This is a genomic window from Thermococcus aciditolerans (assembly GCF_008152015.1).
GTDB lineage: Archaea > Methanobacteriota_B > Thermococci > Thermococcales > Thermococcaceae > Thermococcus > Thermococcus celericrescens.
This window is the reverse complement of sequence record NZ_CP041932.1, coordinates 947565-964937: the sequence shown is the minus strand read 5'-3', so window position 1 is coordinate 964937 and position 17373 is coordinate 947565. Positions and strand designations below refer to the sequence as shown.

Below are 17373 nucleotides of genomic sequence, written 5' to 3'. Positions count from 1 at the left end.
ATTGTGCAGAAATCAGGGGTGGTTACCATGAAGACGCTTATTCTTGCGGGGGGCAAGGGAACGCGCCTCTGGCCGCTGAGCAGGGAGCTGATGCCGAAGCAGTTCGTTCGGTTCCTGGACGATCGTTCTCTCTTCCAGAGAACCGTGGGAAGGGTGCTCAATCTTGGGTTCTCAAAGCCGGATGAAATATTCGTCGTGACCAATAAGGCATACAAGTTCAGGGTTTTAGATGACATCAGGGAGCTCGGCCTGGAGCTTCCGAAGGAGAATATCCTGCTCGAACCGGAGGGAAAGAACACCTTGCCGGCCATCTACTGGGGCATAAAGCAGGTTGAGGAAACCTTTGGGGATTCAATCGTCGCCGTTCTCCCAAGCGACCACCTGATAGAGGCCAACGAAGCCTATGAAAGGGCTTTCAGGAACGCGGAGAGGCTCGCCCGGGGTCATCTGGTTACCTTCGGGGTAAAGCCGACCCGGCCTCACACCGGCTACGGTTACATAAAGCCGGGCGAGGCCCTGCGGGAGGGTGACGAGCTCCTCGGCTACCGCGTCGATGAGTTCAAGGAGAAGCCGGACTTCGAAACTGCCAAGCGCTACGTTGAGAACGGCTACTACTGGAACAGCGGCATGTTCATGTTTGATACTGAGGTCTTCATTGAGGAGATCCATCGACACGCCCCTGACGTGTATGGGGCCTTTGAGAACGCCGAAAGTGTGGATGAAGCCTACCGCGCCGCCCCTGACATCAGCATAGACTACGGAATCATGGAGAAGACGGACAAGGCCGCGGTGGTGCCCCTTAACGTCTACTGGAACGACCTGGGCAGCTTCGACGCCATCTATGAGGTTATGGGGAAGGACGAGAGCGGAAATGCCGTAAAGATTGGCAGCAAGAAGTCGGAGTACATTCCCCTGAACTCCAGGAACAACCTCGTGATGACGGAGCGCCTGACTGCGACGGTCGGTGTTGAGGATCTCATAATAATAGACACGGACGACGCCCTTCTCATCGCGCACCGTGGGGAGAGCCAGCGCGTCAAGGAGGTTTACAAACTGCTCAAGGAGCGCGGGGACGAGAGGGTCTTTGTCCACAGGACCGCCTATCGTCCCTGGGGAAGCTACACCGTCCTCGAGGAGAACGAACGCTACAAGATAAAGCGCCTCACCGTTCTGCCCGGCAAGAAGCTCTCCCTCCAGATGCACTACCACCGGAGCGAGCACTGGGTTGTCGTTAGGGGGACCGCTAAGGTCACCGTTGGGGACAGGGAAATCCTCCTCCGGCCGGGGGAGAGCACATTCATTCCGGCAGGAGTTAAGCACCGCCTTGAGAATCCGGGGAAGGTCGTCCTTGAGGTCATAGAGACCCAGATTGGGGAGTACCTCGGTGAGGACGATATAGTTCGTTTTGAGGACGACTTTGGGAGGGAGTGATAATGGCTGAAGATGAGAAGGTCAAGAACTGCGGGGATGAATGGGAGCGGTTCAGCAGCTCCATATCTTCCCTTTCGCTCAGCCTTCTGCCTACGCTGCTCTTCGTGCTCATAATGTCCTACATAATCGTCGTGGGGCTTCAGAACGCCGATATAACCTTTGCCGTTCAGGGCCAGGAGGTCACCATAACCTACCCGCAGATAGACATACCCGTGGACTACTCCGCCATAAAGAACGCAGTGGTTTACCTATTCGCTGCGATACTGATAGGCATACCCGTGCCCCTGCTCTCCGGCAAGTGGAAGCCGCTGAAGATACTCGTCTCGCTGATTCAGGCGGGAGCATTCGTCTACGGTCTCTACATCTTCGTGATGATGATAATCAACTTTGCCAGTGCTCTAATGTGAGGTGATTGCAATGGGAAGGCTGTTCGGTACCTTCGGCGTCAGGGGAATAGCGAACGAGATGATAACCCCCGACTTTGCCATCAGGATGGGCATGGCCTTCGGAACGATGCTCAAGCGCGAGGGCAGAAGGAGGCCCCTCGTAGTGGTCGGCATGGACACCCGCGTTAGTGGGGAAATGCTCAAGGGAGCGCTTATAAGCGGTCTCCTGAGCGTCGGCTGCGACGTCATAGACGTTGGAATAGCGCCAACCCCGGCAATACAGTTCGCGACAGCGCACTTCAAAGCCGATGGCGGCGCCGTGATAACGGCGAGCCACAATCCACCCGAATACAACGGCATAAAGCTGCTTGAACCCAACGGCATGGGACTGAAGAAGGAGAGGGAAGCGGTAGTTGAGGATGTTTTCTTTAAAGAAGACTTCGACAGGGCTAGGTGGGACGAGATAGGCAATGTCAGGAAGGAAGACGTCATCAGACCCTACATCGAGGCGATAAAGAGCAGGGTTGACGTTGAGGCCATCAAAAAGCGGAAGCCCTTCGTGGTTGTGGATACTTCCAACGGCGCGGGTAGTTTGACGCTTCCCTACCTGCTCAGGGAGCTCGGTTGTAAGGTCGTCAGCGTCAACGCCCATCCGGACGGCCACTTCCCGGCCAGAAACCCGGAGCCGAACGAGGAGAACCTGAAGGGCTTCATGGAGATTGTAAAAGCCCTCGGTGCCGACTTTGGAGTTGCTCAAGATGGCGACGCCGACAGGGCGGTGTTCATAGACGAGAACGGCAGGTTCATACAGGGTGACAAGACCTTTGCCCTGGTTGCCGATGCCGTTCTGAGGGAGAACGGCGGTGGACTGCTCGTCACCACCATAGCCACCTCCAACCTGCTCGACGATATAGCGGAGAGGAACGACGCGGAAGTAATGAGAACCAAAGTCGGCGACCTCATCGTCGCCCGTGCTCTTCTCGAGCACAACGGGACGATAGGGGGGGAGGAGAACGGCGGCGTTATCTTCCCGGACTTCGTCCTCGGCAGGGACGGGGCGATGACCACCGCCAAAATAGTCGAGATTTTCGCAAAATCCGGCAAGAAGTTCAGTGAGCTGATCGATGAACTGCCGAAGTACTACCAGTTCAAGACGAAGAGAAAGGTGGATGGCGACAGGAGGGCGATAGTTGCCAAGGTCGCCGAGCTTGCCAAGGCCAGAGGCTACACCGTTGACACCACCGACGGGACTAAGGTGCTCTTCCCGGACGGCTGGGTTCTTGTAAGAGCCAGCGGAACAGAGCCGATAATCAGGGTCTTCAGTGAGGCAAAGAGCGAGGAAGAGGCCGAGGAGTACCTCAACCTGGGACTTGAGCTTCTGGAGAAGGTAATTGGGGCTTAGCCCCGTTTCCACTCTTCCAGCAGTTTTCTCCCCTCTTCCGCGCTCCTTGGAACCGGCAGGCCCAGGCTCAGGAAGAGCTCGGCCAGGGGTGGGACATCTAGGTTGTGCTCCCTCAGAAGCTCAGGGTTTCCGAGTATCTCCTCGGGCGTTCCGACGGTAACTATTCTTCCCCCATCCATCAGGGCTATCCTGTCGCACAGGGCCAGGTAATCCGCCTCGTGGGAGGCCAGTATTATTGTCTTCCCCTCCGCCCTCAGCTCCGTTATCAGTCTCCTCATAATCTTTTTGCCTTTAAAGTCGAGGTTGGCGAAGGGCTCATCGAAGGCTATCACCTCGGGCTCCATGGCAAGAACCGTGGCTATCGCTATTCTCTTCTTCTCGCCGAAGCTTAGCTCCCGGGTTTCCCTCTCTGCGTATTCGAGCATTCCGACCTTCTCAAGCGCCCACAGAACGCGTTCCCTCAGCTCCTCCCCCCTCAGGCCTAAATTGTAGGGGCCGAAGGCAACGTCCTCGAACACGGTCGGCGAGAAGAGCTGGTCGTTGGGGTCTTGAAAGACTATCCCGACCTTTCTCCGTACTTCTTTCGGTTTTTTTGCCGGGTCAAGGCCGTCCACAATGACTCTGCCCTTCTTCGGCTTGAGGATGCCGTTGAGGTGCAGCATGAGGGTGCTCTTTCCTGCTCCGTTTGGTCCGAGGAAGCCAAACAGTTCTCCCCTCTCAATCGTGAGGGTTATCCCCCTGAGCACTTCCCTGCCGGAATAGGAGAAGTGAAGATCCTTCAGCTCTATCATACCAGCAGTCCCCCCAGAGCGAGCAGGGCTAGCATTGTAGTCTTCGCATTGGGCTTTGGCTCTTCTAAGCTGGGAAACTCCCCAAATCCCCTCGCGAGCATGGCTTTGTATATTCTCCCGTTTCTGAGGTATGCCCGGACGAACACCTCACCGATGAGGGAGCCGAGCTTTCTGTAATACTCCCCCTTCCCCACGCCAAACGCCCTTGAGTCCAGGGCGCGCTTCATCCTCGTTGCCTCGTCCGTGAAGAGGTCAAGGTAGCGGTAGGTGAATGCCAGCGTCAGGGTGAGTATCCGGGGGAATCTCAGCGCTTCCATCTCAGCAAGAATCCTTGAAAAACCAACGGAGTTAGTCACAACGAGGGCCGTTCCCGCGGAGAGGAACGCCTTTCCGAGGAGCATGAAGAATGAGTATATTCCCTCGTGGGTTATCGGGCCAAGGGGTGTCTCCAGGAGCGGCCCTCCCGGGTTAAAGAGCGCCATGATGAACAGAAGTCCCTCAAAGCCGAGGAGAAAGCCGAGCTTTTTGAAAACGCTCCTCTTTGGCCTCATGATGAGGGCGACCACCAGGAAAAGGAGTCCAAAATAGGCCAACTCCGTTAGGCTCTTTCTCGTCACGACTCCGATTGCATAAAGGAAAATGAAGGGCAGGTACACCTCAGGCACCCTTGGCGAGTTTTGCTAAACCGTAGCCAACCCCGAAGGTCAGGATGATTCCGAGCAGCCCCATGACCACGCTCTGGCCCCAGGTTTCGCCGTAATCGAGGGGAGCGTGGTAAACCGGGTTCTCCTCAAGGCCGACCTTTTCCATAGTGGCCTCCAGCCCGTCCGGGTTGCTCGATGCGAGGGGCAGCACTATCGCCAGCACGACGGCTATAATTATCAGACCCTTAAAAATCGTCCTCATGCAGGCACCCCCTCAATTGATGGAAGCTTTGCCCTTACGGCGTAGACTATCAGGACGGTGAGTACCGCTTCACCGATTCCGATTATCGAGTGGTAGCCGGCCATCAGGGTGAGGACTTTGAAGAACGGAAGGCTGTGGCTCAGGCCTATCTCAACCGCCGCGAGGGTTGCTCCTAAGACAACGGAGAGCCATGCGGCAAAGCCCATTGCAAAGGTTTCGTTGATGCCCTTGAGCTTGGTATAAATGCCGTAGCCTATGATGGCCCCTATCAGTCCCATGTTGAGGATGTTTGCGCCGATTGCCGTTATTCCTCCGTCCCCGAAGAGGAGCGTCTGTATGAGCAGAACCGCGGTCATGACTATTACCGCCGCGTAGGGTCCGAGCATTATCGCAACCAGCGTTGCTCCTAGCAGGTGTCCGCTGACGCCCCCTATTATCGGGAAGTTGACCATCTGCGCCGCGAAGATTCCGGCCGCGAAGAGGCCTAGGAGAGGTATCTTCTCCTCCGGGAAGTTCCTGAGCTTTTTGGCCGCGTAGGCTATTCCGGCTATCGTTATTGCGTAGGTTATGACTATAACGGGTGTACTCAACAGTCCATCCGGGATATGCAACCTAAACACCTCCGGTGGTTTTGTTGTGCTATCGATTGAATAAAGAGTAACACGAAATAAAAGCGTTTTTTAAACCGCGTATTACCAACCAAAGGTTGAGAAGGGTGATTGTGCGGCCTCGTTACAGAAAAGAAATGGGATGGGCTTAGAGGTAGCCCCTGTCTTCCTCCTCCGGGGCGGGAGGCATCTGCTGCTCCAGCATGGCCCTCTGCATCTCCTGAACCTTCCTGAGTATTTCCTCCGTCTCCTTGGCGCGCTCTTCGAGGGCGGTCATGTCGAGCTCAAGACCAAGGATTTTGGTCACCGCTAAAAGGACGGACTTTGCCGCCTTTGCATCGACGATGTAGCCAAGGCTCTCGCCGAGAAGGCTTACTCCGTACATCGAGCGGAGCTTGCCCATGCCGAGCAGAAGGCCGGCGGCACCGACTATCGCTCCCCCTTCGTCCTCGCGCCAGATGACGTCAACGCTGCATCCCTCAAGCTTTCTCTGGTAGTACTCAACCAGCTCCTCGTGGGTCACCGCGGCCAAAACCCTCGGCTCCCCCTGGAGCTCGGGCACCTGGTAGCCGCCCATCGTGATTATCTCGCGAACGCCAAATTCGTTGACGAAGTCCAGCATCTTTCCGACGACCTCGAAGTGGCCGGGGCTGTCGGTGGGCGGAACCTGCTGGTCGCCGGTGATGATTATGATGTCCCTGCCGTTCTCGTCGGGGTTCTTCCAGTAGTAGAACTCGTTTTTCATCAGCTCGACGACGGAGTTCTTCTTTATGAGAACCTGATGCATGAAGTGCGGCGAGTAGAGGTCTGCGAACTTGACCGCGTTGAGCTCCTGGATGAGGTGCTCAGCTGCGAGCTTTCCAACTAGGCCTATCCCTGGGAGACCCTCGATAAAGACCGGGTCTCTGAGTTCGGGCCTCTCATAGACATGGATAACTGACTCTTTCATATCAATCCCTCCCTGCTATGCCCAGCTGCTCGCGCTTCAGCCTTCTCCGGTACTCGCCGTAGGGGTCCTCTGGTGAAAAGCGCGGTGGATGTGCCACCTTAGTCTTCTCACCGCAGACGGAACATATCTCCTTCAGCGTGTAGCGCCCGCAGCCGGGGCACTTCCTGATCCGGAAGTGCATCATGAACCCCTCTTCTTGACCTTCTTAATGCGCTTCTCCTTCCTGATGAGCGTCGCTTCGCCGCCCGCTTCCTTTATGACGCGGAGTATCTCCTCGGCTATGTTCTCAAGGACCTCCTCCGCCTTGTAGTAGTCCGGGGCGGTTATGTCTATCCTGTACCTCGGCGCTCCCTGGTATGAGAACTTGACGTCTATCTCCTTCTCCTCGTTGGCCCTGTCGCGGGCCCTTATGAGGGCTTCCCTGATTATCTCGATGCCGTCGGGCTTCGGGACCGTTATCTCGAACTCGGCGTCGATCGTAACGGTTGGAATCTCGACGTAGGCCTCGATTATCGGCTTCAGGGCCTCAGTCCACTCGTCGTTGATGAGGCCCTTGAGGACGTCCATGCCGTTTTGGGCGGCGTCTTCAAAGGCGGCGTAAACTTCGCCGTACTCCTCCTCAAGGGGAACCCAGACCTCTTTCCAGGCGGTTTCGAAGTCCTTTCCTATCTTCTCAGCCGCCATCTTGAGGAGGTTCTCGGCCTTCTGGGCGCGCTTGTACTCCTGGAGCTTGGCCTTCCTCTGCTGCTGATTCACCCTCTTGAGGCTCAGGTCAATGTGCCCCTTGCTCGGGTCAACGCGTATAACTTTGGCGACTATCTTCTGGCCCTCTTTAACGTGGTCCCTGATGTTCTTGACCCAGGTGGAGGCGACCTCGCTTATGTGCATGAATCCCTCCTTTCCGGGGTACTCGTCGAGCTTGAGAAATGCACCGTAAGGGTGAATGCTCTTGACGGTAGCAACCACGAACTCTCCCTCTTCGGGATACTCTTTGGCTTTCCTCGGCATTACAACCACCTCTAATTTTCTCTGCCTGGGTAAGTTACGAAAAGAGGTATTTAAAGTTTAGCAGAAGCCTCCGGGCACGGAGGCAAAGGAAAGGGAAAGGTTCACTCGAGAACCTCGAGTATCTTGGCCTTGATGACGCCCTTGCCGCCGGTCGGCTCGACGAGGGTCGCGCCGCAGACGAGGCAGCGGACGGTGGTTGCCGGGTTGCTGAAGACTATCTGCTCGTTGCCGCAGTCTATGCACTTGACGCGGAGGAACCTGCTCCTCGGCATCGGGATGAGGTTCTTCGGGAGCGCCATGCTTCACACCTCCACCAGCTCGAACTTCTTAACGCGGAAGCCCTGTCCCCTGGTGTGGGCCTTGCCGCAGACGGTGCACCTGAAGCGGAGGTCGAGCTTCTTGACCGGCTTCTCCCTTCCGGCCGGGTTCGGCCTCGGGAAACCGCGGTAACCCTTCATGATCCTGCGGAAGCGCCTCTGACCCTGGCTGAGCTCGCTCCTCGGTCTCTTCTTGACCTTCTCGACCTTGTGGATAGTGTGCTTCTTACAGTAGGGGCAGTAAGTCCTTATCTGCTTCGGATACTTCATTCTCTCACCTCCACGCAGAGGCCCGGTGGGTTCCTACTCGCCCCAGCCTCGGACACCCCCGAGCCGTGAGGCATGATAGTGCCTGCAAACCCCGGTAGCCGCGAGGCTTTAAAAAAGTTTTTGCTTGCGCGAACCACGGGCACCAGGTATAAAGTTGAACGGGGAAAAGAGCGGGCGGAAATGCCCTCACTCGGCGGGTGCATAGTAGCAGCGCTTCGGTGAGATGATTTTGCCCTCCTTTTTGAGCACTTTTATGGCCTTGTCCACTTCCTTCTTGTCGATGCCGGCGAGCTCGGCTATCTCCTTGCTCTTGAGGGGCTTTCCGGCTTCCTTCAGAACCTTGAAAACGAGTTCAACCTCAGCCATCTTTATCACCCCATCGGTTTGTCAATAGAACCTAAAACGTTTGAACTTAAAAGGTTATTGGTCAGAACTGTAGTATGAATGGAACCACGAAGGGCACCAGTGCGGTGAGGACGAAGCCGTGGACGAAGGCTATAAGCGCGACCTCGCTGCCCCCGAACTTCGTCATTATCGGCAGCGTCGTGTCCATCGTAGTTGCGCCTCCCATGGAAACCGCCAGCTCCTTTCGCATCTTTCCGATAGCGACGGGGTACAGAAGGACGGTGAATATCTCCCTGGTGAGGTTAGCCAGGAAGCCGAGGGTGCCGTAGACGGCGGAGTACTGGGCTATCAGAGGCCCGGTGAGGCTGTACCAGCCGCAGCCGGCAGCAACTGCAAGCCCCCACTTGAGCTCTATTCCTAGGAGCAGGGAAGCGACGAGGCCGCCCAGGAGTGAGCCCAGGAGGGTGCCGAGGGGCAGCTTTATGGCGAGCCTTCCGAGCTTCCTGATCTCCGCGAGCCGGAAGCTCTGACCAAGGTCTATTCCGATTATCAGTATCAGCAGGTAGAGCATGATTTCATAGAGATTGCCGAATTCCGGAGCGTAGAAGTGCCCTGTGAGTATCCCTGCAATCAGCGCGACCAGAACGTAGGCCAGAAACCTCATCCCTTTCCCCCCACGAGGAGAGCGATCCCAACGCTGCCCGCTATGGTGAGGGCCGCGAATACTATGGACGAACTAAGGAGCCACAGGGCATCTATCTTCACCTTCCCCGCCTCGACACCCATGAAGAATATTAGGAGCAGCAGTGCGGCGCTCATGGGGGCGTCAACGTTCACCTTACGCTCTTTCCTGCGGAGAACGTAGCCTATGAGAACGCCCGCGATTAGTGGGATAAAGATGTTCATGTAAAAACCTTCCTCTGAAGGTTAATAAACGTATCGAGGGGCTCGGAGGGTGTTCACGTCATCATCCGTGAGCTTTCAGTTTGCTTGCTAATCGTCATCGCCCGTAACCCGTTACAGTCACGCATTTTTAAACCTATGTGGGCAAAGGTTTTTTACGGCAACCATTCATCATTCAAATGGTGGTTCACATGATTCGCGCATCCGAAAGGGCCATGGGCATCGAATACGCCATAAGGGATGTTGTTCTCCCGGCGAGGGAGCTTGAAAAGAAGGGAATAAAGGTCATCCGCCTCAACATAGGCGATCCGGGCAAATACGACTTCCAGCCGCCCAAACACATGAGGGACGCGTACTGCAAGGCCATCCAGGATGGGCACAACTACTACGGACCGAGCGAGGGAATTCCCGAGCTGAGGGAAGCGATAGTGGAGCGCGAGAGGAAGAAGAACGGCGTTGACATAGCCCCAGACGACGTCCGCGTTACCGCAGCAGTCACAGAGGCGCTGCAGTTCATATTCGGTGCCCTCCTCAACCCCGGGGACAACATCCTTGTACCAAGTCCAAGCTATCCGCCTTACACTGGCCTCGTCAAGTTCTACGGCGGCATTGCCAACGAGTACCTTACCGTAGAGGAGAACGGCTGGCAGCCGGATATCGATGATATGAGGAAGAAGATAGACGAGAGGACAAAGGCCATAGCGGTCATCAACCCGAACAACCCAACGGGAGCTCTCTACGAGAAGAAAACCATCAGGGAGATACTCGACCTTGCCGGTGAATACGACCTGCCTGTGATAAGCGACGAGATATACGACCTGATGACCTACGAAGGAAAACACGTCTCTCCGGGCTCCCTCACGAAGGACGTTCCGGTCATCGTTATGAACGGCATGTCAAAGGTCTACTTCGCCACCGGCTGGCGTCTCGGCTACTTCTACTACGTTGACCCAGAGAACAGGCTCGCCGAGGTCAGGGAGGCTATAGACAAGATGGCCAGGATAAGGCTGTGCCCCAACACTCCAGCCCAGTTCGCCGCCATAGCGGGCCTAACGGGCCCGATGGATTACCTTGAGGAGTACATGGCCAAGCTCAAGGAGAGGAGGGACTACATCTACAAGCGCCTCAGTGAGATTCCGGGGATAAGCACCACCAAGCCTCAGGGAGCCTTCTACATCTTCCCGAGGATAGAGGAGCGCTCCAAGTGGAAGAACGACAAGGACTTCGTGCTTGATGCTCTCCATGAGGCGCACGTGCTCTTTGTCCACGGCTCCGGCTTTGGCTACGCCGGCGAGTGGCACTTCAGGATAGTCTTCCTGCCGCCGGTTGAGATACTCGAAGAGGCCATGAACAACTTCGAGGCCTTCATGAGAAAGAGGCTTGCGGAGTGAATTCTTGGTACATCTTTCCTTTTCCCTTCTGGCTGGTCATTAAAAAGAGAGATCAGCCGCCGGAAACTACCGGGATAACCTCAACGTAGTCACCATCCTTCACGTTCTCATCTTCAAGTGCGACCCTTCCGTTGAGCTTTGCTATGGCGCTCTCGGTGTTGAAGCCGACCTCACGGAGAACGTCGGCCACCTTCATGCCCTTCTCCCACTCGACCTCCGTCTCGATTCCCCTTCCCAGGACCTTGACCTTGATCATCTCTCACCACCTCCATGAACTCTGAGGGAGTCTTTTATAAACCCGCCGGAAGCCAAAAAACTTAAAAACCCTCCCCTGCTCATATAACCTGGGCACGGGAGTGCCGCGGTAGCCTAGCCTGGTAGGGCGCCGGCCTGCTAAGCCGGTGGCCGTTGGCCACAGGGGTTCAAATCCCCTCCGCGGCGCCAAAATCTTTCTCCGGGTCGAATGCCGGGATAGCCTAGAGGCGAGGCGGTGGACTGCAGATCCGCTTTACGGGGGTTCAAATCCCCCTCCCGGCTCCACAACAAACTTTTGCAGGGCAAAAGTTTGATCAAAGAAACTTTGCTTGTGCAAAGTTTCATCAAAACGGGCATGCCCTTTAAGTGGGCTAATTTTTGCATGGTTTACTATTCTTGCTTGTTCTTGGTTGTGTTTTTCTGCTTTTAGCGCCCTTCGGGCGCTGGTTTGAGGTAAAACACCTTTCAACAGCCCATTTAAACGTAAACCCCAAATTTTTGCCTACTTGGACGGCATGCAGCTATTCACGACTCCTAAAGAAGAGCCTGACTATTTGATGAAACTTTTCGCAAGAAAAGTTTCTTGGGGGAACAAACCATAAATACCTCCCCGCTTACCTACCTTCGATGAGCGCCCCGGTCTTCAATTCGAAACTCTGTGCTGTCTGCAAGGGCAGAAAGCTCCTCTGCGGCAGGCCGACCTGTCCGATTCTTGAGCGCTTCAGGGTAGCCCGCACCGTCGAGCAGAGATTGAACAAACGTCACCTCTTCGGCTCCTCGCCGCCGAGCATCTTCGTTGGGGAGTACGGTTATCCCAAGGTCCGCATGGGACCCCTGGTGCCCCCTATTGAGGGCAACACCAGCCACCTTGACAGCCCCATGAAGTGGGAGGACAAGACGATAAAAGACATCCTCTACTACCGTTCGCTTCTCGTCATGGGTGAGACGAAGGCTGACGTTCACGTAAGGCGGAGCGGTAGGATCCTCGGCGAGGTTCAGGAGCTGGCGATGTCGATAAAGCCCGTTGACAGCGAGATTCTCCTCAAGAGGAAGCCCGTTCTCAAAGTCCTCCCGAGCGAGTTTGCCCCGCCTATCGGGCCGAAGGCGGAGCTTTTAGATTTTGAACTGACCGAGAATCCCCGCATTCCGCGGAGGACGGATTACGTTGTCAGCGATGAGCTGAAGGCGGAAGCGGCTATAATGCGCCTCTACAACTGGGGCTTCGACGAGTACTACATCATAAGGCTCCTCTCCGCCGGTCTCCTCGGCTTAGACAAGAGGCTCGTCCCAACGAGGTGGAGCATTACAGCCGTTCAGGACACACTCGGGAAGAATCTGCGGCGCGAGATTCTGCACAACCCTGAGATAAACGACTACGAGGTTTACTTCTACCGGTTCATGGGTAACCGCTACGCGGTTCTCCTGATGCCGGAGAGCTATGCGTTTGAGCTCCTTGAAGTCTGGCTTAAGGGGTCTCTCTTCGGCGCCTCGGAACCCAGCGTCATCCACGACTACGAGGACTTCCGCGGGAGGAAGGAGTACGTCAAGGAAACCGCCGGCGCATATCACGCGGCGAGGCTGAGCGTCCTCGAAGCTCTGAGAGCAAGGAGGAGGCAGGCAAGGGTAGTGGTTTTCCGCGAGGTAACGCCGGAGTACTATGCCCCGGTTGGCGTCTGGCAGATTCGCCTCGGGGTGAAGAAGGCGATGGGCAACTTGATAGGGCGCTTCGAGACGCTCAACGAGGCCCTTGATGCCATAAGGAGGCGCCTTGAGCATCCCTTCGAGAGGTACCTGGCCAGGAGCTACATCCTCGGAAGCCTCGCGAGGCAGAAAACTTTGGACGAGTGGCTCGGAAAGAATTTATACCGCCTCGGCGAAAAGGGAGTCGGTGGATGATGACCACTCCATCCCACTGAAGATGATGAGTGCACGTCAGGCTGACACCACTTGGAGGTTTTGGGATGAGGAAGAAGCTCGCCCTCATAAGCATCGATGGCTGTGGGGTCTACAACCTGAAGCACATGCCCTTCCTGAGCGAGCTTGCTGAAAGCGGTGAGTTCGCGGTGGTTGATTCCATCTTTCCAACGCTCACGGACTTAGTTCACACCAGCGTGATGACAGGGGTGTGGCCGAAAGACCACGGCGTCGTTGAGAACGGCTACTACGACCGCCTCTCTGACAGAAAGGTCAACTTCTACGACTACGAGGTGGCATTTAATCCCCACAAGGTCATTAAGGCCCCAACCATCGTTGACCTGTTACGGCAGAAGGGTGTTAGAACCGCAGCCGTCAGCGGCTATACGATGCCCCCGTTCAGCGGGACGGACGTTAGAATCTTCCCACCCTTCTTTGCCGGCGACAGGATGTACCGCCAGCACGGCCGCGATTGGAGGAAGGACGTCTGGGTCATGAACTCGGCCATCTACCTATACGAGGAATGCAGACCGGATTTGCTCCTCGTACACTTCGCTTCGATAGACGGCATGGGCCACGACCACGGGCCGCTGAGTGAGGGGGCTCTAAAGGCCGTTGAGACCGTTGATACCGCAGTGAGAACTCTATGGGAGCGCCTGAAGGAAGAGTACGCCTTCATAATCTTCGCTGACCATGGACAGGTAGAGGTTCACACCTGGGTGAACCTGAGGACGTATCTGAGAAAACATGGTATAGAAACCCTCAGGGTTTCCTCTGGCGGTGGAGTTCACGTCTATCTCAGAAACCCGAACCAGGCCGAGGAAGCCTTTGAAGTTCTGAGGAAGGCTCCGGGCGTTAAGGAGGTTTTCTTCCGGGACGAACTGTCCCACCTCGACAGCCCGAACAGCGGCGAACTGATAGTATCCGCCAAGCCCGGCTACTGGTTCTGCTCCCACAGAATGTGCAAGGGCATAAAGGGAGTAAGCCACTGGGTTAAGGGAATGCACGGCTCGATAAACGAGCCTGTCCTGAAGGTTCCGCTGATTCTGTGGGGCTTTGAGAAGGTTGAGCTTGAAAACTCCTCGCTGATGGACATAGCACCGACGGTTCTGGAGTTCTTTGGTGTAGAAAAGCCTGGGAACATGGTAGGGAGGAGTTTGATAAAATGAAAAGTTGGGGTTCACTCCTTCTTTCTCAGAAGGAGGACGAGCAGGGAAAGGGCAGATAATGTCCCGACACCACATATCGAGGACCCAGTGCTCTCCCCTGTTTCGGATGTTGAGTGGGTTTCGATGGCTGAGGTGGTGTCGTGAAGGATAGCTGCAGACGTTGTTGTGGTCGTTGGAGTGACGTTCGTGGAGCTGCACCCTTTTAGGCCGTCCTTCACCAGGTTTTCCGTCCAGTTGAGCCAGGCGTAGACGTGTGGTGGATACGAGAACTCCGCCCAGTAGAAGTCGCTGTCGAGGGCCTGCGCGAGACCGTAGAGGGCCTTTTCGTAGGTCTCGTCCTTTCCGCACTTTTCGACGTACGCCTGAGTTAGGTTGTAGACCTCCTCGTCTCTCTCCCACATGGGCTCCTGCACGGATTTCTTCTCCTTGGTCCACTTGTCCCACGAACAGAGCCACGAGGTTGTGAGGGGAGTTGCATTCCTGTAAGGTTCGAGCTCGCTAACGGCATCTCTAAGTGTCACCGTCTCAATCAGTCCCTTCTCCTGGGCCTCCTGAAGGTACTGAAGGAGGTACTCGAAGTACTTTGCAGTTAAGCCGGGATTGGGGGAGAATATTATCCAGTTCTCGCCGTCTGCCGCTATCGTTACAACCTCCGCGTTGGGGTCGACCTCCTTGACGCTCAGGATCTCCTCGACTATCTTCCGGGCCTTTTCTTTTGCCTCCTCTTCGCTGCGGAAGTTATTGTTGAACGCGAAGTCGTCGCTTATTGTGTGATCCCTGAAGAGCACCTTAATCGACGAGTTCTCGATGGCGTAGAGGTGGTACGGCGAGTAGGGGTAGAGACCCCTGAGATGGCAGCGGTCGTCGAGGACGGTGTACTCGAACCCGTGCTCCTCGAGCAGGGGAACGAGCTTCGGACTGAAGGCCATCTCGGACAGCCATATCCCGCTGGCATCTACGCCGATCACTTCCTCAGTCGTTTTCTTGCCGAGGGACAGCTCGTAGTCAAGAAGATCGAGCCAGCCGTAGCGCTCCGCAATGTAACCACCTATCGGATGGGCGAAGTAGCTGGAGAGTATCTCTATTTGGCCCTTCTCGTACAGGTATCTGTACAGTCTCATCGCTTCCCTGACCTTTTTGGCCTCGGGGCTCTCCCGCGTGAAGCACTGATAGGATGGATAGCTCTGGCACCAGCCGGTGTTCGTGAGGTTCCACTGCCACAGGAGGGAAGGGGAGAGGTGGTAGGTCATCTTAATCTCCGGGTACTTCTGGAGAATCCATGCGTGGAAGTAGTAGGCGCCGCCGTCATAGTAGGGTTCGAGTTCGTCATCGTAGGTGTGCACGAGGGCCCAGGGGCCGTGCAGCGTTCCGTTGGGCCAGACGCCGGGGCTCTGATGGTGGTGCCAGACAAAAACCACCTTGAGTGGCTTCCCTCTCTCGAAGGCCCTCATAGTTGTGCTTGCGCTTGCTATGATTTCTCCCTCTAGTTCAAGTTCGGCCTTTATCCTGCAACTTTTTTCGGGGGTTATTTGAAGGGTTACTTTGCTTTCCTTGCTCAAGTCGACTGGGTAGGTTCTCTCGAACGTTCCTTCGCCGCACGCAACCGAGACTGACAGCCTGCCGGTTTTGTCGAGGGGTTCTTTTGGGGTAATCCTCACAGTGAGGTTGGTAATCTCGCCTACTATGGGAAAAGCCTGGGAGTCAAAGGTTATTTCAAACCGATTCCTCTCGAGAAACGGCTCAAGCTTCTCGTATATCTCCGGATACACCTCTTTGAGCTCTTCGATGTGCCCCACGAACACCTCGAATACGTAGGTCTTGCTCTCTCCAGGCTCCAGGACTAACGGAGGGAATTCAGCCCTCGTTTCAACCCCCCAGCTCCCGCTCTCCAGCCACAGAGCAACACTCTTTTCATCCGGGAAAACAAGCGCTATCAAGTCCTCGTCAAAGTCCACCAGGCCAAAGGCCTCCACCTTCGCTCCGAGTCTCACCCAGTTCTTCTCCTCGATGTGAAGTTGCCCGTTTTCCATCCATATCTCCTGCTCACCGCCGGGCTTTCCAAGGTAACCTGCCCACGCTATGGCATAGCCGAGGTCAAAGGAGTCCCAGTTCACGAGGCTTTTGAATGTGGAATCTCTGGTGTTGGTGAACGTCACGTTCAGGAGAGCCCTGTTGGAGTCGACAGTTTGGAGCCTCTTCTCCACGAGAAGAGATCCGGTCTGAAGCGTCCCCACAATTGCGTCCCTATCTTCCCTCAGCTGGTACTCTCCAGTGGCCAGACTTCCGGGCCACGGTTCGCTTAGAAGCCAATCCCATAGGGGGAGGCTCTTCCCGAGTGCTCCCCTGTCGCCGGCACCGATTACATTGGTTCCCCTGACGGTCCAAGACCGCAATCTGAAGCCCGTCGAGGTTATCTCAGCCCCGTAATCTGAGGGAAGAGAGCCCGTTGAGACGGAGGGAGATACGGCAGCAATAAGTAGCACCCCGAGAAGGATCACCGCCATAGCCCTCATGATATCACCGTTAGGGATACACGTAGGTCTAAATAAACTTGTTGTATCTGCTCCCTAAATCTCGGCAATAGTTGGGCCAGCAAAAGGACTCGAAGAAGTTCAATCCACAATCTTTGATTTTTCAGAAAGCTGAAATGAAGAAGAGGGTAGAAGCAACAGCCCTCAGCGTGAGGACTGGGCAATCCTCTCGATCTCTTCCTTCTTGCTGTAGGCGAAGCTCTTCGGGTCCTTGTTGGCAGCCGCGATTATCTCCTCCGCAAGGGCCTGGGCGTAGCTGGTCTTGTTGCGGTAGCACTTGGCGCTCGCACCGAGGGCGAGGTTCTTGAGGGCTATGTCGAGCCTCCTGAGCGGTGAAACGTCAACGGCCATGTGGTAGCGGATTCCACCGAAGGCGATGGTGGTGGTGTCCTCCCTCGGGGAGGAGTTCTCAAGGGCCCTGACGAGAACCTGTATCGGGTTCTGCTTGGTTCTGCGCTCGATGATCATGAAGGCCTCCTTGACGACCTCGTAGGCCTTCATCTTCTTGCTCATGAGGGAGCGGCTCTCACGCCTCATGAAGTGGCCGCCGACCTTGTGGCCGCTGGCGCCGCTGCGCATGACCTTGTTGATGAGCCTCTCGACGATGTGAACGTTGGCCTTGCCGAAGGACTTCTTGGCGTGCCTTCCGTGGCTGTGCGGGAGGATCCTCGGCTCCAGGTTGATGTAGGGCCTGAGGGACGGGTCGTTCACGACGACGTCCTCAACGCTCCACCTGCCCATGACCTTGAGCTCCTTAGGCTGATAGAACCTCTCGGTGATTGCCTTGGCCATTCACT

21 protein-coding genes and 2 tRNA genes are annotated in these 17373 nt (G+C 55.9%); 8 read left to right on the top strand and 15 right to left on the bottom strand.

The genetic code is table 11. The annotated features are described in order from the left end of the window. The first annotated feature begins 27 nt into the window (after nt 1–27). The 3 genes from FPV09_RS05315 to glmM are packed head-to-tail and all read left to right on the top strand — an operon-like array spanning nt 28 to nt 3219. A complete protein-coding gene (locus tag FPV09_RS05315; protein ID WP_148882642.1) occupies nt 28–1431 on the top strand; it encodes a mannose-1-phosphate guanylyltransferase/mannose-6-phosphate isomerase in 1404 nt (467 codons plus the stop codon). A gap of 2 nt (nt 1432–1433) precedes the next feature. After that, nucleotides 1434–1838 (top strand): hypothetical protein, encoded by a 405-nt coding sequence (locus tag FPV09_RS05310; protein ID WP_148883700.1) that lies wholly within the window; start codon nt 1434–1436, stop codon nt 1836–1838. A gap of 10 nt (nt 1839–1848) precedes the next feature. After that, the gene (gene glmM / locus FPV09_RS05305) at nt 1849–3219 is read left to right on the top strand and encodes a phosphoglucosamine mutase (protein WP_148882641.1); all 1371 of its coding nucleotides are present in this window, start codon (nt 1849–1851) and stop codon (nt 3217–3219) included. On the opposite strand, the gene FPV09_RS05300 is transcribed toward glmM, so the two are convergent. From FPV09_RS05300 to FPV09_RS05245, 12 genes are all read right to left on the bottom strand, one after another. Further along, nucleotides 3216–4010 (bottom strand): energy-coupling factor ABC transporter ATP-binding protein, encoded by a 795-nt coding sequence (locus FPV09_RS05300; protein WP_148882640.1) that lies wholly within the window; start codon nt 4008–4010, stop codon nt 3216–3218. The two genes, glmM and FPV09_RS05300, sit on opposite strands and share 4 nt — an antisense overlap. After that, a complete protein-coding gene (locus FPV09_RS05295; RefSeq protein WP_148882639.1) occupies nt 4007–4666 on the bottom strand; it encodes an energy-coupling factor transporter transmembrane component T family protein in 660 nt (219 codons plus the stop codon). Before FPV09_RS05295 ends, FPV09_RS05300 begins: the two co-directional genes overlap by 4 nt. Nucleotide 4667: 1 nt before the next feature. Further along, complete coding sequence (locus FPV09_RS05290) at nt 4668–4916, bottom strand: PDGLE domain-containing protein (protein WP_148882638.1); 249 nt, start codon at nt 4914–4916, stop codon at nt 4668–4670. Continuing rightward, nucleotides 4913–5527, bottom strand: coding sequence for an energy-coupling factor ABC transporter permease (locus tag FPV09_RS05285; RefSeq protein ID WP_148882637.1), 615 nt, complete (start codon nt 5525–5527; stop codon nt 4913–4915). Before FPV09_RS05285 ends, FPV09_RS05290 begins: the two co-directional genes overlap by 4 nt. Before the next feature lie 145 nt (nt 5528–5672). Further along, nucleotides 5673–6473, bottom strand: coding sequence for a proteasome assembly chaperone family protein (locus tag FPV09_RS05280; protein WP_058938545.1), 801 nt, complete (start codon nt 6471–6473; stop codon nt 5673–5675). A 1-nt stretch (nt 6474) separates the two neighbouring features. Further along, on the bottom strand, nt 6475–6654 hold the full coding sequence (locus FPV09_RS05275) for an RNA-protein complex protein Nop10 (protein ID WP_148882636.1): 180 nt from the start codon (nt 6652–6654) through the stop codon (nt 6475–6477). Then, nucleotides 6654–7481, bottom strand: a complete 828-nt coding sequence (locus FPV09_RS05270; RefSeq protein ID WP_148882635.1) for a translation initiation factor IF-2 subunit alpha — start codon at nt 7479–7481, stop codon at nt 6654–6656. Before FPV09_RS05270 ends, FPV09_RS05275 begins: the two co-directional genes overlap by 1 nt. 101 nt (nt 7482–7582) lie before the next feature. Then, the gene (locus tag FPV09_RS05265) at nt 7583–7780 is read right to left on the bottom strand and encodes a 30S ribosomal protein S27e (protein WP_012571194.1); all 198 of its coding nucleotides are present in this window, start codon (nt 7778–7780) and stop codon (nt 7583–7585) included. 3 nt (nt 7781–7783) lie between these two features. Next, complete coding sequence (locus FPV09_RS05260; protein WP_014012391.1) at nt 7784–8068, bottom strand: 50S ribosomal protein L44e; 285 nt, start codon at nt 8066–8068, stop codon at nt 7784–7786. A 186-nt stretch (nt 8069–8254) separates the two neighbouring features. Next, on the bottom strand, nt 8255–8434 hold the full coding sequence (locus tag FPV09_RS05255; protein ID WP_014788305.1) for an HTH domain-containing protein: 180 nt from the start codon (nt 8432–8434) through the stop codon (nt 8255–8257). 61 nt (nt 8435–8495) lie between these two features. Then, on the bottom strand, nt 8496–9077 hold the full coding sequence (locus tag FPV09_RS05250; protein WP_058938542.1) for a lysine exporter LysO family protein: 582 nt from the start codon (nt 9075–9077) through the stop codon (nt 8496–8498). Further along, entirely contained in the window at nt 9074–9319 is a 246-nt protein-coding gene (locus tag FPV09_RS05245) for a LysO family transporter (protein WP_148882634.1), read from the bottom strand. Before FPV09_RS05245 ends, FPV09_RS05250 begins: the two co-directional genes overlap by 4 nt. A 188-nt stretch (nt 9320–9507) precedes the next feature. Between FPV09_RS05245 and FPV09_RS05240 the strand changes: the two genes are divergently transcribed. Then, nucleotides 9508–10707 carry a pyridoxal phosphate-dependent aminotransferase gene (locus FPV09_RS05240; RefSeq protein WP_148883699.1) on the top strand — a complete coding sequence of 400 codons (1200 nt, stop codon included), beginning with the start codon at nt 9508–9510 and terminating at the stop codon, nt 10705–10707. Between the two features lie 52 nt (nt 10708–10759). Here FPV09_RS05240 and FPV09_RS05235 read toward each other — a convergent pair whose 3' ends face one another. Then, nucleotides 10760–10963 carry a MoaD/ThiS family protein gene (locus FPV09_RS05235; RefSeq protein WP_058938539.1) on the bottom strand — a complete coding sequence of 68 codons (204 nt, stop codon included), beginning with the start codon at nt 10961–10963 and terminating at the stop codon, nt 10760–10762. Between the two features lie 102 nt (nt 10964–11065). On the opposite strand from FPV09_RS05235, the gene FPV09_RS05230 reads away from it, so the two are divergent. The 4 genes from FPV09_RS05230 to FPV09_RS05215 all read left to right on the top strand — a co-directional run bounded on the left by FPV09_RS05230 (nt 11066) and on the right by FPV09_RS05215 (nt 14045). Further along, nucleotides 11066–11151 (top strand) — tRNA-Ser (locus tag FPV09_RS05230). A gap of 21 nt (nt 11152–11172) precedes the next feature. Then, nucleotides 11173–11247: transfer RNA gene (locus FPV09_RS05225), tRNA-Cys, on the top strand. Nucleotides 11248–11589: 342 nt separating this feature from the next. Beyond that, complete coding sequence (locus FPV09_RS05220) at nt 11590–12858, top strand: Nre family DNA repair protein (protein WP_148882633.1); 1269 nt, start codon at nt 11590–11592, stop codon at nt 12856–12858. A 65-nt stretch (nt 12859–12923) separates the two neighbouring features. After that, nucleotides 12924–14045: an alkaline phosphatase family protein gene (locus tag FPV09_RS05215; protein WP_148882632.1), complete on the top strand. Its 1122-nt coding sequence runs from the start codon at nt 12924–12926 to the stop codon at nt 14043–14045. An 11-nt stretch (nt 14046–14056) separates the two neighbouring features. Here FPV09_RS05215 and FPV09_RS05210 read toward each other — a convergent pair whose 3' ends face one another. After that, on the bottom strand, nt 14057–16558 hold the full coding sequence (locus FPV09_RS05210) for a glycoside hydrolase family 57 protein (protein WP_148882631.1): 2502 nt from the start codon (nt 16556–16558) through the stop codon (nt 14057–14059). A 162-nt stretch (nt 16559–16720) separates the two neighbouring features. Next, on the bottom strand, nt 16721–17368 hold the full coding sequence (locus tag FPV09_RS05205; RefSeq protein ID WP_148882630.1) for a 30S ribosomal protein S7: 648 nt from the start codon (nt 17366–17368) through the stop codon (nt 16721–16723). Nucleotides 17369–17373 lie beyond the last annotated feature (5 nt).

Coding starts and splice junctions, on each gene's coding strand:
- FPV09_RS05315 (WP_148882642.1), top strand. CDS start 28: ATGAAGACGCTTATTCTTGCGGGGGGCAAGGGAACGCGCCTCTGGCCG.
- FPV09_RS05310 (WP_148883700.1), top strand. CDS start 1,434: ATGGCTGAAGATGAGAAGGTCAAGAACTGCGGGGATGAATGGGAGCGG.
- glmM (WP_148882641.1), top strand. CDS start 1,849: ATGGGAAGGCTGTTCGGTACCTTCGGCGTCAGGGGAATAGCGAACGAG.
- FPV09_RS05300 (WP_148882640.1), bottom strand. CDS start 4,010: ATGATAGAGCTGAAGGATCTTCACTTCTCCTATTCCGGCAGGGAAGTG.
- FPV09_RS05290 (WP_148882638.1), bottom strand. CDS start 4,916: ATGAGGACGATTTTTAAGGGTCTGATAATTATAGCCGTCGTGCTGGCG.
- FPV09_RS05280 (WP_058938545.1), bottom strand. CDS start 6,473: ATGAAAGAGTCAGTTATCCATGTCTATGAGAGGCCCGAACTCAGAGAC.
- FPV09_RS05275 (WP_148882636.1), bottom strand. CDS start 6,654: ATGCACTTCCGGATCAGGAAGTGCCCCGGCTGCGGGCGCTACACGCTG.
- FPV09_RS05270 (WP_148882635.1), bottom strand. CDS start 7,481: ATGCCGAGGAAAGCCAAAGAGTATCCCGAAGAGGGAGAGTTCGTGGTT.
- FPV09_RS05265 (WP_012571194.1), bottom strand. CDS start 7,780: ATGGCGCTCCCGAAGAACCTCATCCCGATGCCGAGGAGCAGGTTCCTC.
- FPV09_RS05260 (WP_014012391.1), bottom strand. CDS start 8,068: ATGAAGTATCCGAAGCAGATAAGGACTTACTGCCCCTACTGTAAGAAG.
- FPV09_RS05255 (WP_014788305.1), bottom strand. CDS start 8,434: ATGGCTGAGGTTGAACTCGTTTTCAAGGTTCTGAAGGAAGCCGGAAAG.
- FPV09_RS05250 (WP_058938542.1), bottom strand. CDS start 9,077: ATGAGGTTTCTGGCCTACGTTCTGGTCGCGCTGATTGCAGGGATACTC.
- FPV09_RS05245 (WP_148882634.1), bottom strand. CDS start 9,319: ATGAACATCTTTATCCCACTAATCGCGGGCGTTCTCATAGGCTACGTT.
- FPV09_RS05240 (WP_148883699.1), top strand. CDS start 9,508: ATGATTCGCGCATCCGAAAGGGCCATGGGCATCGAATACGCCATAAGG.
- FPV09_RS05235 (WP_058938539.1), bottom strand. CDS start 10,963: ATGATCAAGGTCAAGGTCCTGGGAAGGGGAATCGAGACGGAGGTCGAG.
- FPV09_RS05220 (WP_148882633.1), top strand. CDS start 11,590: ATGAGCGCCCCGGTCTTCAATTCGAAACTCTGTGCTGTCTGCAAGGGC.
- FPV09_RS05215 (WP_148882632.1), top strand. CDS start 12,924: ATGAGGAAGAAGCTCGCCCTCATAAGCATCGATGGCTGTGGGGTCTAC.
- FPV09_RS05210 (WP_148882631.1), bottom strand. CDS start 16,558: ATGAGGGCTATGGCGGTGATCCTTCTCGGGGTGCTACTTATTGCTGCC.
- FPV09_RS05205 (WP_148882630.1), bottom strand. CDS start 17,368: ATGGCCAAGGCAATCACCGAGAGGTTCTATCAGCCTAAGGAGCTCAAG.